13 protein-coding genes are annotated in these 14,110 nt (G+C 69.6%); 3 read left to right on the top strand and 10 right to left on the bottom strand.

Features of this window, described 5'->3' with window-relative positions; all coding sequences use genetic code 11:
- Window positions 1–64 precede the first annotated feature (64 nt).
- Entirely contained in the window at window positions 65–2,215 is a 2,151-nt protein-coding gene (locus ACGFIB_RS15890; RefSeq protein ID WP_393372223.1) for a hypothetical protein, read from the top strand.
- A gap of 315 nt (window positions 2,216–2,530) precedes the next feature.
- Here ACGFIB_RS15890 and ACGFIB_RS15885 read toward each other — a convergent pair whose 3' ends face one another.
- A complete protein-coding gene (locus ACGFIB_RS15885; protein ID WP_142569391.1) occupies window positions 2,531–3,694 on the bottom strand; it encodes an acyl-CoA dehydrogenase family protein in 1,164 nt (387 codons plus the stop codon).
- Between the two features lie 227 nt (window positions 3,695–3,921).
- Between ACGFIB_RS15885 and ACGFIB_RS15880 the strand changes: the two genes are divergently transcribed.
- A complete protein-coding gene (locus ACGFIB_RS15880; protein ID WP_393372220.1) occupies window positions 3,922–5,235 on the top strand; it encodes a UDP-glucose dehydrogenase family protein in 1,314 nt (437 codons plus the stop codon).
- Window positions 5,236–5,320: 85 nt separating this feature from the next.
- Here ACGFIB_RS15880 and purE read toward each other — a convergent pair whose 3' ends face one another.
- Genes purE through ACGFIB_RS15865 form a run of 3 tightly spaced genes read right to left on the bottom strand, consistent with a single transcriptional unit; the run spans window position 5,321 to window position 8,018 of the window.
- The gene (gene purE / locus ACGFIB_RS15875) at window positions 5,321–5,836 is read right to left on the bottom strand and encodes a 5-(carboxyamino)imidazole ribonucleotide mutase (RefSeq protein WP_142569386.1); all 516 of its coding nucleotides are present in this window, start codon (window positions 5,834–5,836) and stop codon (window positions 5,321–5,323) included.
- Window positions 5,829–6,995 (bottom strand): 5-(carboxyamino)imidazole ribonucleotide synthase, encoded by a 1,167-nt coding sequence (locus ACGFIB_RS15870; RefSeq protein ID WP_393372217.1) that lies wholly within the window; start codon window positions 6,993–6,995, stop codon window positions 5,829–5,831. The genes purE and ACGFIB_RS15870 overlap by 8 nt, the downstream gene beginning before the upstream one ends.
- 36 nt (window positions 6,996–7,031) lie before the next feature.
- Window positions 7,032–8,018: a hypothetical protein gene (locus ACGFIB_RS15865; RefSeq protein ID WP_393372214.1), complete on the bottom strand. Its 987-nt coding sequence runs from the start codon at window positions 8,016–8,018 to the stop codon at window positions 7,032–7,034.
- 242 nt (window positions 8,019–8,260) lie between these two features.
- Between ACGFIB_RS15865 and ACGFIB_RS15860 the strand changes: the two genes are divergently transcribed.
- Window positions 8,261–8,779, top strand: coding sequence for a GtrA family protein (locus tag ACGFIB_RS15860; RefSeq protein ID WP_357259319.1), 519 nt, complete (start codon window positions 8,261–8,263; stop codon window positions 8,777–8,779).
- Window positions 8,780–8,787: 8 nt separating this feature from the next.
- Here ACGFIB_RS15860 and ACGFIB_RS15855 read toward each other — a convergent pair whose 3' ends face one another.
- The 6 genes from ACGFIB_RS15855 to ACGFIB_RS15830 all read right to left on the bottom strand — a co-directional run bounded on the left by ACGFIB_RS15855 (window position 8,788) and on the right by ACGFIB_RS15830 (window position 14,096).
- Entirely contained in the window at window positions 8,788–10,059 is a 1,272-nt protein-coding gene (locus ACGFIB_RS15855; protein WP_191051669.1) for a sensor histidine kinase, read from the bottom strand.
- A 35-nt stretch (window positions 10,060–10,094) separates the two neighbouring features.
- Window positions 10,095–10,763, bottom strand: coding sequence for a response regulator transcription factor (locus ACGFIB_RS15850; RefSeq protein ID WP_030451323.1), 669 nt, complete (start codon window positions 10,761–10,763; stop codon window positions 10,095–10,097).
- Between the two features lie 403 nt (window positions 10,764–11,166).
- The gene (gene bfr, locus ACGFIB_RS15845; protein WP_357018398.1) at window positions 11,167–11,649 is read right to left on the bottom strand and encodes a bacterioferritin; all 483 of its coding nucleotides are present in this window, start codon (window positions 11,647–11,649) and stop codon (window positions 11,167–11,169) included.
- Between the two features lie 13 nt (window positions 11,650–11,662).
- Window positions 11,663–11,842 (bottom strand): (2Fe-2S)-binding protein, encoded by a 180-nt coding sequence (locus tag ACGFIB_RS15840; RefSeq protein WP_357239134.1) that lies wholly within the window; start codon window positions 11,840–11,842, stop codon window positions 11,663–11,665.
- A 147-nt stretch (window positions 11,843–11,989) separates the two neighbouring features.
- Entirely contained in the window at window positions 11,990–13,075 is a 1,086-nt protein-coding gene (locus tag ACGFIB_RS15835) for an S-(hydroxymethyl)mycothiol dehydrogenase (protein ID WP_357288136.1), read from the bottom strand.
- Between the two features lie 10 nt (window positions 13,076–13,085).
- A complete protein-coding gene (locus tag ACGFIB_RS15830) occupies window positions 13,086–14,096 on the bottom strand; it encodes an adenylate/guanylate cyclase domain-containing protein (protein ID WP_317984721.1) in 1,011 nt (336 codons plus the stop codon).
- Window positions 14,097–14,110: the final 14 nt, after the last annotated feature.

The following is a 14,110-nucleotide window of genomic DNA, read 5'->3' as shown; positions in this document are numbered from 1 at the left end:
AAACCGAAGCCGAGTTACACCGTTCACTGGACAGGCCCATCTCGATAGGCGTGATCCTAGTGTCATGGGCGACAGGCACCGTCGGCGGCCGTTCGGGTTTTTGCTGCTGCTGATAGCGGCAGGTGTGGTGGCGGCGGCGGTTCCCTTGACGCCCGCGACGTGGCCGCTGGCGGTGCGGTTGGTGCTGCCCGTGTTTGGAGTGATCGCGGGCGGGGCTGCGGGGTCGTACGTCAGCGAATGGCTTACTGCCCGCCGGGCGGTCAAGGCGGCGGAAGCTGCCGCGGTTGCCGAGGAGGAGGCGCGGCGGGCGACGTTGGCGGCCACCGGTGAGATGGCTGCATCAGGTGAGAGCGTGGCAGGATTGCTGCGTCCCGAACACGGGGTAGTCACGTTCGCCGGACGCGTGGAGGAACTGAAGGCTCTCACCAGCTGGTGCGAGGATGAGGCGGCGTGTCCGGCGCGGTTGCTGACCGGTCAGGGCGGGGTAGGCAAGACCCGGCTGGCCTTGCATCTGGCCGAGTCGCTGCCGTTCATGGAGTGGGTGTGCCGGCAAGTCCGGCCGGGACAGGAGGTGGCGGCCGTCCAGGCCGCTGGCCAGGTGGATCAGCGGGTGTTGCTGCTCGTCGATTATGCCGAGACCCGCCCCGAACTGCCCGCCATGCTGGCTGAGGTGGCCCGCCTGGAAGCGACTGGGGATGCAGGCAGGCTGCGAGTTTTGCTGATGGCCCGTCAAACCGGCGACTGGTGGACGGAGCTGGATACCGAATCAGATGCGGTCCGGGACCTGGTGGCGCGCACCTCGATGCTGGAGTTGGCGCCTGCGCTGGATGCCCATCGCACCGATCTTCAGGTGATCGAGGAGGCGCTGCCATTCTTCGCGGCGGCGCTGGGCCACCCGGCACCGCAAATGTCCTTCACCGTCGCATCGGCCGAGCGGTTGCCGGTCCTGGTGTTGCATGCGGCGGCGCTGGTGACGGTGCTGGATGAGGAGCAGGGGACGGCCGGGGCCCGGGCGGCTGCAGACTTAGGGGTGTTGGACCGGCTATTGGGGCACGAACGTCGGCTATGGGACAAGACTGCTCGGCGCGCTGGGGCGGGGGTTGCTCTGCCGGTGCTGCAACAGGTGATCGCCACTGTGACGCTGCTGCTTAATGCCCAGGACCATGATGAGGACGCCGTGCGGGCGGTGGTGCGGCGGGTGCCCGACCTTACGCGAGCCGATGATGCGCGGGTGGGGGCAGTGGTGCGGTGGCTGCGGCAGGTGTATCCCGGCGGCGGGGAACGAGTGGATGCGTTGCGGCCTGACCTGCTGGCCGAGCGACACGCCGCTCATGAGCTGGCAGCCAGTTCACGGCTGCGCCGGGCTTGTTCGACCGACTTGACAGAGCGGCAAGCAGTGCAGATGTTGACGGTCCTGGTCCGTGCCTGTGCCCATCACGACGAGGGTCCCCGGCTGATCGAGCAGGCGTTGCGGCAGGATCTTACCGGTCTGGCCGCCGCAGCGATCGTGGTCGCAGTCCAGACCGGTCCCCGCTTAGGTGATCTGTTCGCTCAAGTGCTAGAAAACGCCCCGATCGCCGTGGCTGATCTCCAGCAGATCGTCGTCATGATCCCTTACCCGACGGTGGCCTTGGCCGCTCCCGATGAGGTGGTGACCCGCCGGGTCCGCGACCTTCTACCGGCCGATGCCGATCCGGCTCAGATAGCCGAATGGAGCAGCAAGTTCGCCAAAGTTCTGGCCCAGCTAGGTCGGCGAGAAGAGGCGCTGGCAGCCGTCGCCGAAGCAGTCATCGTTTATCGGTCTCTGGCCGAGACTCGCCCCGACGCCTTCCTGCCCAACCTCGCCGGCTCGCTGAACAACCAGGCCACCTGCTTGTCGGACCTCGGGCAGCGGGAGAAGGCACTGGCCGCGATCGACGAAGCCACCGACCTCTACCGCACCCTGGCGAAGACCCGCCCCGACGCCTTCCTGCCGGACCTGGCGAGGAACCGGACGACAAAGGGCATGATCCTGCTTCAGAACGGCAACGCTGGTGAAGCGACTCCCTTCCTGTTTGAAGGCTTGAAGGTTGCCGTTGAAGCAGAGATGGAGGAGCTGATTCCGCTTGTTGCAGGCCTACTCCGTCAGGCCTATCAGCACCACCCGAAAGGCGTTGCACGAGTATGGCGTGAGATGACGGAAAGCGACCTGCCAGGGTGGGCGATAGATAAGTAGACGACATGTGCGTGATCATCAGCGCCGTAGCATCAACGGCGGCCGCAAGCATCTCGCGGGTGTCCATGGGTCGGTCGTCGTCTCTACGCTGATGTGCGGCACTCGCAGTTCATGGGCCAGGCGGCACAGCCGCAATCATCGCACTCCAGCCATCAGGCTGCTGGCGGTCGCGTTGCAGAGCCATCGGCAAGGGTCCGTTCCGTCCGCACGCGCTCTTACGGAACAGGGACGGAACAGTGATCATTTAGAGGCTCCGTCCGGACACGGCGAACCCCGCTCCTCAGACACGGGGAGCGGGTTTCTGCACGTCAGGGGCTACTTCAACAGCTGGCGGGCCATGACGACGCGCTGGATCTGGTTGGTGCCCTCGTAGATCTGGGTGATCTTCGCGTCGCGCATCATGCGCTCGACCGGGAACTCCCGCGTGTAGCCGTACCCGCCGAGCAGCTGGACGGCGTCGACGGTGATCTCCATGGCGGCGTCGGAGGCGGCGCACTTGGCGGCGCTGGAGAAGAACGTGAGGTCCTTGACCGGGGTGCCGTGCATGGCCAGCTCCGACTTGGCGGCGGCGGCGTAGGTGAGCTGGCGGGCGGCCTCCAGCTTCATCGCCATGTCGGCGAGCATGAACTGCAGGCCCTGGAAGTCGGCGATCGGCTTGCCGAACTGCTTGCGCTCCTTGACATAGCCGACGGCGTAGTCGAGCGCGCCCTGGGCGATGCCGAGCGCCTGCGCGGCGATCGTGACGCGGGTGTGGTCGAGCGTGGCCAGCGCGGTCCTGAACCCGGTGCCCGGCTCGCCGATCATCCGTGCGGCAGGGATCCGGACGTTCTCCAGGATGACCTGACGCGTGGGCGAGCCCTTGATGCCGAGCTTCTTCTCCTTCGGACCGAACGAGACGCCCTCGTCGTCCTTCTCCACCACGAACGCCGAGATGCCGCGGGCGCCGGCCGAGGGGTCGGTCACGGCCATGACCGTGTAGTACTCCGACACGCCCGCGTTGGTGATCCACATCTTGGTGCCGTTGAGCACGTAGTGGTCGCCGTCGCGCTCGGCCCTGGTCTTCATCGAAGCGGCGTCCGAGCCCGCCTCCGGCTCCGACAGGGCGTAGGAGAACATGGCCTCCCCGCGCGCCACCGGCGTCAGGTAGCGCTGCTTGAGCTCCTCGGACGCCGACAGCAGCAGCGGCACGGTGCCCAGCTTGTTGACCGCCGGGATCAGCGAGGACGAGGCGCACGCGCGGGCGACCTCCTCGATGACGATCACGGTCGCGAGCGCGTCGGCGCCCGCCCCGCCGTACGCCTCGGGGATGTGGACGGCGTGCATGTCGGCCGCGACGAGGTCCTTGTAGACCTCCCAGGGGAACTCCTCGTTCTCGTCGGCCGCCGCGGCACGCGGGGCGATCTTCTCGTCGGCGAGGGCCCGGACCGTCTCGCGGAGCATCTCGTGCTCCTCAGCGGGGGCGTAGAGAGGGAAGCTCATAGCGCCGATACTAGGACGTCCGACTAGAAAGTTACCAGTCAGTACGGTGCTTTCCCTGACACATCCCCCTGACAGGGGGTGAGGAAGTGATGGCGTGGCGTCGACCGGGCACGTCCAGAGCCGTACCGTGGGGGCCAAGGTGCCGGTTTGCCCAGGTGGGTCTCAGGGCAGTTGACCGGGCCGGTACCATGCCAGATCACAAAGAGTCGGTAAGAGGGGAGCATGCCGTGCCGTACCGCCTCACTGTTCTGGGGACCGGATACCTGGGTGCTACACACGCGGCGTGCATGGCCGAACTGGGCTTCGAAGTGCTCGGTCTGGACGTGGACCAGAGCAAGATCGAACGGTTGCAGCGCGGGGAGCTGCCGATTCACGAGCCCGGTTTGCAGGAGCTCCTCCGCCGCAACCTCGACTCGGGCAGGCTGCGCTTCACCACCTCCTTCGAGGAGGCGGCGAAGTTCGGCGACGTCCACTTCATCTGTGTGGGCACCCCCCAGAAGAAGGGCGGGTACGCCGCCGACGTCTCCTACCTCGACGCGGTCGTCGAGTCGCTGGCCCCTCACCTCGACCGCGAGTGCCTGGTCGTGGGCAAGTCCACGGTGCCGGTCGGCACCGCCGAGCGCCTCGCGGACAAGCTCGTACGGCTCTCGCCCGCCGGAATGCAGGCCGAGCTGGCCTGGAACCCCGAGTTCCTGCGTGAGGGCTTCGCCGTGCAGGACACGCTCCGTCCCGACCGGATCGTGCTCGGGGTCGCCTCCGAGCGCGCCGAGAAGGTGCTGCGGGACGTCTACGCGCCCCTGGGCGAGGTCCCGATCGTGGTGACCGACTTCCCCACGGCCGAGCTGGTGAAGGCGGCCGCGAACGCGTTCCTGGCCACGAAGATCTCGTTCATCAACGCCATGGCCGAGGTCTGCGAGGCCGCCGGCGGCGACGTCACCCAGTTGTCGCAGGCGCTGTCGTACGACGAGCGGATCGGCGGCAAATACCTCAACGCCGGCCTCGGCTTCGGCGGCGGCTGCCTGCCGAAGGACATCAGGGCGTTCACGGCCAGGGCCGGCGAGCTCGGCGCCCACCAGGCGCTCGCCTTCCTCCGCGAGGTCGACGAGATCAACCTGCGCCGCCGGTCCCGGACGGTCGAACTCACCCGTGAACTGCTGAGCGGCGCGTTCGACGGGCGCAGCGTCGCGGTGCTGGGAGCGGCTTTCAAACCCAACTCCGACGACATCCGCGACTCGCCGGCGCTCGACGTGGCCGTGCAGATCGCCGAGCAGGGCGGGCAGGTCACGGTCTACGACCCGGCCGCCCTGTCGAACGCGCGGGCGGCCCATCCCCACCTCGGGTACGCCGAGTCGGCCCTGGAGGCCGCTCAGGGGGCCGAGGTCGTGCTGCTGCTCACCGAGTGGCAGGAGTTCGTCGCCCTCGACCCCGAGGAGCTGGGCGCGGTCGTGACGGCCCGCACCATCGTCGACGGCCGCAACGCGCTCGACGCGGACACCTGGCGCGAAGCCGGCTGGGACTATCGCGCCCTCGGCCGCCCCTGACCCCGGCTCCGGCCGCCCCGCCGATCACGGGATCGGTGGGACGGCTGTCCACCCCCGCCGCGGGCGGCCGCGGGGGGGACGAGAACTACCGGCTCAGTTGCGACGCCTCGGCGCGCAGGCGCTCGCCCTTGGCGTGCGCCTGGTCCCGCAGGGTGACCTGGAACTCCTCCATCCGCCGCCGCAGCCCCTCATCCGAGGCCGCCAGGATCCGTACGGCGAGCAGTCCCGCGTTGCGGGCCCCGCCGACGGCGACGGTCGCCACGGGCACCCCGGCCGGCATCTGGACGATCGACAGCAGTGAATCCATGCCGTCCAGATACTTCAGCGGCACCGGGACGCCGATCACGGGCAGCGGGGTGACCGAGGCCAGCATGCCCGGCAGGTGGGCCGCGCCGCCGGCGCCCGCGATGATCACCTTCAGTCCGCGCCCGGCGGCGCGGGAGCCGTACTCGATCATCTCCGCGGGCATGCGGTGCGCCGACACCACGTCGGCCTCGAACGACACGCCAAACTCCGCGACCGCCTCGGCGGCCTGCCGCATCACCGGCCAGTCCGAGTCGCTCCCCATGACGATTCCGACAGCTGGCCCGACGTCAGGCATCCACAGGTCCTCTCAGGCAGGTGACGGCGTGGTGAGCGCGGGCCCGCACCTCGTCGAGGTCGGTCCCGAGGGCGGTGACGTGCCCGATCTTGCGGCCGGGCCGGACGTCCTTGCCGTAGAAGTGGATCTTGATGCCCGGGTCGTTGGCCATCACGTGCTCATACCGGGAGTACACGTCGGGGTCGGGGCCGCCGAGCAGGTTGGCCATGACGACGACCGGCGCGGTCATCGACGGCGACCCGAGAGGCAGGTTGAGCACGGCCCGCAGGTGCTGCTCGAACTGCGAGGTGCGGGCGCCCTCGATCGTCCAGTGGCCGCTGTTGTGGGGGCGCATGGCCAGCTCGTTGACCACGAACCCGGACTTCGTGACGAACATCTCGACCGCGAGGAGCCCGGTCACGCCGAGGTCGCGGGCGATCGTGAGCGCGACACGCTGGGCGACCGCCGCCTCCTCCTCCCCCAGGCCGGGCGCGGGCGCGATGACCTCGACGCAGATGCCGTCCTTCTGCACGGTCTCGACGACGGGATAGCTGACGCCCTGGCCGTGCGGGGACCTGGCCACCAGCACGGCGACCTCCCGCTCGAACGGGACGAACGCCTCGGCCAGCAGGGCCACACCGGTGGCGAGCACCTCGCGCGCCTCGGCGGGGGTTTCGCACACCCACACGCCCCGGCCGTCGTAGCCGCCGCGCACGGCCTTCAGCACGACCGGCCAGCCGTGCCCCTCGGCGAATGTCTCCACACCCGCCAGGTCCTCGACGCGGGCCCAGGCCGGGCAGGGCGCGCCGATCGCGGTGAGCCGCTCCCGCATGACCCCCTTGTCCTGCGCGTGGACCAGGGCGTCCGCCCCGGGGTGTACGGCGTGGCCGTCGGCGGCCAGGACCTGGATGTGCTCGGTCGGCACGTGCTCGTGGTCGAAGGTGACGGCGTCGCACCCCTTCGCGAACTCCCGCAGATCGGCGAGGTCGCGGTAGTCGCCGAGCCGGGTGTCCACGATCACCTTGGCGGCGCTCTCGTCACGGGTGTTCGCGAGCACGCGCAGGTCGATGCCGAGCGCGATCGCGGCCTGCTGTGTCATCCTCGCCAGCTGGCCCGCGCCGACCATGCCCACCACGGGCGCGGTCACGGGTGCGGAAGGGGGAACGTTCGGGCTGTTCACGACACGTCAGCCTACCTATTGCGCGGCGAACCCCCGTCAGCCGGACCCCTGGCCGGAGCCCTCGGCGATGTCGGCGAGGACCCGGCGCATGCCGACCGTCGTCATCGTGTTGTCCTTCGCCACCCTGGTGGCCAGCACCAGGATCTCGCTGCCGGTGACGGTCGTGGCCGCGCCGCCGGTGAAGGCGCGTACGTCGGCGGCTCGGTAGCGGGGATGAGCGAGGGAGGCACGGCCCGAACGCGGTTTCTGCGTGAAGACGACACGCAGCGCGTGGAACACCAGCGAACCGCCGCCGGGCAGCGCGAGCGCGCGGGCCGGTCCCTCGATGCGCACGTCGGTGGACAGGTGATCGGGACGGACCCTGCCGGGGGCGCGGACGAGTTCCGCGAGAAGGCGGCGCATGGCATCGCCGGAGGCGAAGCGCACCCCGCTGACCCCGTTCCCGTTCACTCCGGTGGGATCGGTCAGGAACGCGACGTGCCGGGTGGGCGCGAGCCGCGCCCCGACGGCCGCGCGCGGGTCGGAGACGGCGTCGACCGCCGTGCCGTCCACGCCGCCCTCCGCCTCGGGCGCCTTGCCGACGAGCGGAATCGGCCCGGCGCCGAGCCGCCATCGGCCGTCCGCCCGTACGAAGACGAAGTAGGCCGGCTTGGGCTTGCGGGCCAGCACGGCGAACCAGGCGCCGTCCTCGCCGTCCTCCCCGGCGGGCAGCAGGAACTCCGGATCCCCATAGGCACCGAGGGCGGGCGCCGAGCGGCCCTCGCGCGCGGCCGCGCAGACACGGCTCCCGACGGTGCGCTCCACACCGGTCGTGAGCTGCTCGATCTCGCCGCAGTCCCGGTCCTTCCAGGCGCCGGACAGGTCGCCGAGGCCGTCGAAGGCCGCCAGCGCGTCGGCCGTGCCGATCTCGACCGTCGCCGGGGACGTGACACCGGGCTCGGGCGGGGTCTCACGCACGCCCTCGGTCCCACACCCCGCGAGCAGGACGAGGCCGAGACCGAGGGCGGTGAGTCTGCGCAACACGAGAAAGGCCACCCCTCCAGAACGCGCGCGTCCCCGAACGAAGTGATCCTGGTCGGGCGAGAGCGTAGTGCGAAGAGCGCCCGCTCATCCTAGATAGCAGGATTTTTCTTGAAATGTTCTTCAATGACCTGGGACGAAGCGGGCGAAGGTTGCGGCAAGACCCCGATTTGTGCCTGCGGCCGGTAGCCTGAGAAGACCTCGCCGCCGACCGAGGCCGCTGATCAGGAAGGACCGTGCGGGACGTGCAGCTTCTACAACGCGCCTACGAGCGGTTCGCCGCGCTCATCCACGAGTTGATCAAGTTCGGTCTGGTGGGCGCGATCGCGTTCGTCATCGACTTCGGCGGCGCCAACCTGCTGCGGTTCGGCGTCGGCATGGGCCCACTGTTTTCGAAGGTCGTGGCCACGATCGTCGCCGCCACGTTCGCGTACATGGGCAACCGCTTCTGGACCTACCGGCATCGCCAGCAGAGCGGCCTGGCACGCGAGTACATTCTGTTCTTCCTGCTGAACGGCATCGGCCTGCTGCCCTCGCTCCTCGCCATCGGTTTCGTGACGTACACGCTCGGCCTGCACGACACGCTGAGCTACAACGTCGCCCAGGCCGTCGGCCTGGTGCTCGGCACGCTGTTCCGCCTCTGGTCGTACAAGAAGTGGGTGTTCCTGGCGGCCCCGGAACTGGCCGAGGACTCCGTCGAAGGGGCCGGCGCGCGACCCCACCCCGACGTGAAGGCACAGGCCGACCCCCTCACCACCCCCTGAACCATTCGTCAGGCGGGACCGCTCACGACGCGGTGATGACGCCCGCTGTCACGGGTGTGACGTAAGAAGATGGCGAAGGTCGCCGGGCGGCGCTTGACCAGCTCCAGCCGCCCTCCGTCGGCCGCCACCAGGGCACGCGCGAGGGTGAGCCCCAGGCCCGTGCCGCCTCCCCCGCTCACGCTCCGCTCGAACACCCGGTGGCCGAGTGCCTCCGGGATGCCCGGGCCCTCGTCGGCCACCTCGATCACCACAGACCTGCCCGTACTCGATGTGTTGATCGTCAGCACGCCGTCGCCGTGCTTGAGGGAGTTCTCCAGCAGGGTGGACAGCACCTGGCTGAGCCCGCCGGTCGTGCCGAGCGCGCTGAGGCCCCGGTCGCCCGCGAGCACCAGCGACCGGTGGGCCCGGCGGAACGCCGGCTCCCATTCGACGATCTGCTGCCCCACCACGTCGTCCACGTCGATCGGCGCCGCCTGGGCGTGCCGCTGCCTGCGGGCGGCGGCCAGTAACTCGTCGATCACGGCGGTCAGCCGCTCGACCTGCACGACCGCGGCCTCGCCCTCCTCGCGGACCACCTCGGGCTGGTCGGCCGCCGCGACGATCTCCTCCAGGCGCATGCTCAGCCCCGTCAGCGGCGTGCGCAGCTGGTGGGAGGCGTCGGTGGCGAACTCGCGCTCCCGCGCGAGCAGGTCGGAGATCCGCAACGCGCTGCGGTCCAGCACCTCGGCCACGAGGTCCAGCTCGGGGATCCCGTAGCGGTGCCGGCTCGGCCTCGCGTCGCCCGAGCCGAGCCGCTCCGCGATCCTGGTGAGATCTTGGAGCGGCAGGCTCAGGCGACGCGAGGTGACGGTGGCCAGTCCGATCGCGGCCCCGAGGGCCACGACCGCCAGCGCGATGATGAGCACCAGCCGCGCCTGGGTGTCCTGTTGGATCTGGGCCGCGTCGCGGCTGACGCGTACGTAACCGTTCTCGGAGCGCGCCTCCTCGGTCAGGTCGCGGCCCACGAGCGGAGGCGAGCCCACGACGATCGGCGGTTTCCCGCGGACGAACACCTGGAGGTATCGGTCCGGGTAGTTCCGTGCGAGCTGATCCGGACTGATCCCCTGACCCTGGCTGAGCGAATACTCCACTCCCAGCAGCAGCCGGTTCGCGTCCGTCCTGAGCTCCTGGGCGACCTCGTCGTTGAACAAGCGCACGACGACCACACCCAGGGGCACGCCTAACAGCAGTACCGCGATGACCGCGACGAGCAGCATGGAGGAAAGCAGGCGCCGGCGCACGTGCTAGCCCCTCCCCCGCAACCGCCCCACGGCGGCTACTCGCGCTCGAAACGGAAGCCGACCCCTCGGACGGTCGTGATGTAGCGCGGCTTGGCCGCGTCGTCGCCGAGCTTGCGGCGCAGCCACGAGATGTGCATATCGAGTGTCTTCGTCGACCCCCACCAGTTCGTGTCCCACACCTCGCGCATGATCTGCTCGCGGGTGACGACCTTGCCCGCGTCCCGTACGAGCACGCGCAGCAAATCGAACTCCTTGGTGGTCAGGTGCAGTTCCTTGTCTCCCATCCAGGCCCGGCGGGAGTCGGCGTCGATGCGGACGCCTTGCACCACCGGGGTCTCCGATGTTCCGCGCCGGAGCAGTGCCCGCACCCTGGCGAGCAGTTCTGCGAGGCGGAACGGCTTGGTGACGTAGTCGTCGGCCCCGGCGTCGAGTCCGACGACGGTGTCGACTTCGTCGACGCGGGCGGTAAGGATCAGGACCGGAGTCCCGTGTCCCTCCGCGCGAATGCGGCGCGCGACCTCCAGCCCGTCCATCTCTGGAAGGCCGAGGTCGAGAACAATCAGGTCGACGCCCCCCGACAAGGCCCTCTCCAGGGCCTGCGGGCCATCTGGGCTCACCTCCACCTGATAGCCCTCCCGGCGCAGGGCACGCGCCAGTGGCTCGGATATCGAGGTGTCATCCTCGGCGAGAAGTACGCAGGTCATGGTGCGATCGTAGGACCTTGTGCGATCGTTTCCCGGCTACAGCGCGCCTTTTGACTTGTCGTTGACCCATCAATTGACCTGGGCAAACACTGATAAATCCGGGATAGTCAGCACGCAAGCGACGCGATCTTCCATCCAATTTTCGACCATTCCGAACTTCGTCGCTGGAAAGCGGATAATGGCACGAAAAACGCCCGCCGAAACGATGACGGCGGGCGTTGTCCATCTGATTTCGTGTCTGTCCGGAAGCGACGGACCGCGTCGGCGGCCTCAACGACGGCCCTACGACGACCCCACGGCGGCCCTGCGGCAGCCCCTGCGGCGACCCGAAGCGCCGGCCCGAGGCGACGGCCCGAGGCGACGGCCCGAGCGGCGACACGGAGCCCCGGCCGGAAGGCGCCGGCTAGGAGGGCGACGGCGGCTCCGCGTACCGCTGAAGGTACAGCTGCTCGCCCAGGCTCTCCAGGAGGCCCAACTCGGTCTCCAGGTAGTCGATGTGGTGCTCCTCGTCGGCGAGGATGCGCTCGAAGAGCGTCGCCGAGGTGATGTCTCCCCGCTCCCGCATGAGGGCGATGCCGGGCCGCAGGCGCTTGACCACGCCCAGCTCGAGATCCAGGTCGGCCTGAAGCTGCTCCCTGACGGTCTGGCCGACGTGCAGGGTGTTCAGCTTCTGATAGTTCGGCAGACCCTCCAGGAACAGGATCCGGTCGGTGAGTTCCTCCGCGTGCCGCATCTCGTCGATAGACTCCGCCCGGGTGATGGCGGCGAGCTTCGTATATCCCCAGTTCTCCTGCAGCTTGGCATGCAGGAAGTACTGGTTGATGGCGGTCAGCTCGGAGGTGAGCTGCTCGTTGAGCAGCGCGATGATCTCTTTGTCGCCCTGCATAAGCTTCCTCGATCTATGCGCTGGTGACCAGGTCCTCTGACCGTTTCAGGATCGCACAGATCTTTCGGACACAAGACGCGCAGTCCCCCCCTGCACCGGTGACGTCCCGCACCTGGCGAGCCGTCTTCGCCCCCTCGGCGATGCAGTCGTGCACCTCGCTCTCGGTGACGGCGCGGCAGATGCAGACGTACATGGATCGCCTCTCTGGGATCTTGAGGAAGGTTAGGCATACCTAAGATAACCCACTTCGGTAAGGCTTGCCTATGTGATCCAGGGCACAGAAAGGGCGGCACTCCGCAATGGAAGCGCCGCCCCTCGCGTGAGCGCCCTCGTGCGAGCGTCAGAGCACCACGACCGACCTCAGCACCTCCCCGCGGTGCATCTTGCCGAAGGCCTCCTCGACCTGGTCGAGGCCGATGGTCTCGGAGACGAACCCGTCGAGGTCGAGCCGTCCCTGCAGGTAGAGGTCGATCAGCATGGGGAAGTCACGGCTGGGCAGGCAGTCGCCGTACCAGGAGGACTTGAGCGCGCCGCCGCGGCCGAAGACGTCGAGCAGCGGCAGTTCGAGCTGCATCTCCGGGGTCGGCACGCCGACGAGCACGACGGTCCCGGCCAGGTCGCGTGCGTAGAAGGCCTGCTTGTAGGTCTCGGGACGCCCGACCGCCTCGATCACGACGTCGGCGCCGAACCCGCCGGTCAGCTCGCGCACGGCCTCCACCGGGTCGGTCTCACGCGAGTTGACCGTGTGTGTGGCGCCGAAGCCGCGGGCCCATTCGAGCTTGCGGTCGTCCACGTCCACCGCGACGATCGTCCGGGCCCCGGCGAGATGCGCGCCCGCGATGGCGGCGTTGCCCACGCCGCCGCAGCCGATCACCGCGACCGTGTCGCCCCGGGTCACGCCGCCGGTGTTGATCGCGGCCCCGAGGCCGGCCATCACGCCGCAGCCGAGCAGTCCGGCGACGGCCGGCTTGGCCGCCGGGTTGACCTTCGTGCACTGCCCGGCCGCCACCAGCGTCTTCTCCAGGAAGGCCCCGATGCCGAGCGCCGGGGACAGCGCGGTGCCGTCGGCCAGCGTCATCTTCTGCGTGGCGTTGTGAGTGTTGAAGCAGTACCACGGCCGGCCCCGCAGGCACGCGCGGCACTGCCCGCACACCGCCCGCCAGTTGAGGATCACGTAGTCGCCGGGCTCGACCTCGGTCACGCCGGCGCCGACCGCCTCGACGACGCCCGCGGCCTCGTGGCCCAGCAGGAACGGGAACTCGTCGTTGATGCCGCCCTCGCGGTAGTGGAGGTCGGTGTGGCAGACCCCGCAGGCCTGCACGTTCACGACCGCCTCGCCGGGCCCCGGGTCCGGCACGACGACCGTCTCCAGCGTCACCGCCTCGCCCTTGCCGCGCGCCACCACACCCTGGACTTCGTACGGCATGTCCCGCACCTCAACTTTCTCGGCTGGATCTTCTCAGAACATACGGCTCCACCACGCCGAGCCCGCGGGCGGGACGGCGGCGGAGCTTGACCAGGTCGACGCCGGGCGCACCGGCGAGGCCCGCGGCCAGCTCGCTGTCGGCCAGGATCGTGCCGGGCCTGGCGATGGCCGTCAGCCGGGCCGCCAGGTTGACGGTCGTGCCGAAGACGTCGCCCATCGCCGGGAGCACTGGGCCGTACGCCAGCCCGACCCGCACGTCGGGCCCCTCGACGTCCCGTTTGAGCTCGTCGAGCAGGTCGAGCGCGATGAGGGCCGCGGTCCTCGGGTCGGCGGCGGTGAAGAGCACCTCGTCGCCGAGCGTCTTGACCAGCCGGCCGTCATGGGCGGTGATCACGTCGGAGGCCCGCGACTCGAATCCCTCCACCAGGTCGGCCAGCGCCAGCTCGTCCAGATCCCGGGACACGCGGGTGAAGGCGACGAGGTCGGCGAACCCCACCCCGAGCCTGGGCCGGGTCGGGGCGGCGTCCCCGTCCGGCTCGTCGGGCTCGGCGAGGCTGACCAGCCGGCTCGCGGTCGCGGCGAGCTGTGACCGCCAGACGTGCACCAGCGTCTGCTCGAAGTCCGGCAGCAGGCGGCTGACCGTGTCCATCACCTGCCGGAGCCGCTGCTCCCCCGGCCGGGCGCCGGGCTCGATCAGCGCGTCCACCATGATCTCGGCCTGCCACTCCGCGAGTCGCGCGGTGTTGCGGCCGAGGGCCCTGGCCATGCGGATCACGGACCGCTCGTCGAGCGTCTCCGCGTCCAGCAGGTCGCGGATGCGGTGCAGGGCCTCCAGATCGGCGTCGGTGAACGCCACCGCGTCGTCGGCGAACGTCGCGAAGCCGAGTGCCCGCCAGATCCGGGCGGCGAGGTCCTGCGGGATCCCGGCCGCCTCGGCGACCTGCCGCCGCGTGTACACCGGCGGCGGCCCCAGGAACAGCCGCCGCATGTCGTCGGCGCCGGGCCGCCCGCTTGTCTCCACGTCTCCCTCCCCGT

The sequence above is a fragment of the Microbispora bryophytorum genome, from assembly GCF_043197435.1.
Classification (GTDB): Bacteria; Actinomycetota; Actinomycetes; order Streptosporangiales; family Streptosporangiaceae; genus Microbispora; species Microbispora bryophytorum.
Note: the sequence above shows the minus strand (reverse complement) of the source record. Positions and strands in the feature narration are given on the sequence as shown.

Coding starts and splice junctions, on each gene's coding strand:
- bfr (WP_357018398.1), bottom strand. CDS start 11,649: ATGCAGGGCGACAAAGAGATCATCGCGCTGCTCAACGAGCAGCTCACC.
- ACGFIB_RS15840 (WP_357239134.1), bottom strand. CDS start 11,842: ATGTACGTCTGCATCTGCCGCGCCGTCACCGAGAGCGAGGTGCACGAC.
- ACGFIB_RS15885 (WP_142569391.1), bottom strand. CDS start 3,694: ATGAGCTTCCCTCTCTACGCCCCCGCTGAGGAGCACGAGATGCTCCGC.
- ACGFIB_RS15890 (WP_393372223.1), top strand. CDS start 65: ATGGGCGACAGGCACCGTCGGCGGCCGTTCGGGTTTTTGCTGCTGCTG.
- ACGFIB_RS15835 (WP_357288136.1), bottom strand. CDS start 13,075: ATGCCGTACGAAGTCCAGGGTGTGGTGGCGCGCGGCAAGGGCGAGGCG.
- ACGFIB_RS15850 (WP_030451323.1), bottom strand. CDS start 10,763: ATGACCTGCGTACTTCTCGCCGAGGATGACACCTCGATATCCGAGCCA.
- purE (WP_142569386.1), bottom strand. CDS start 5,836: ATGCCTGACGTCGGGCCAGCTGTCGGAATCGTCATGGGGAGCGACTCG.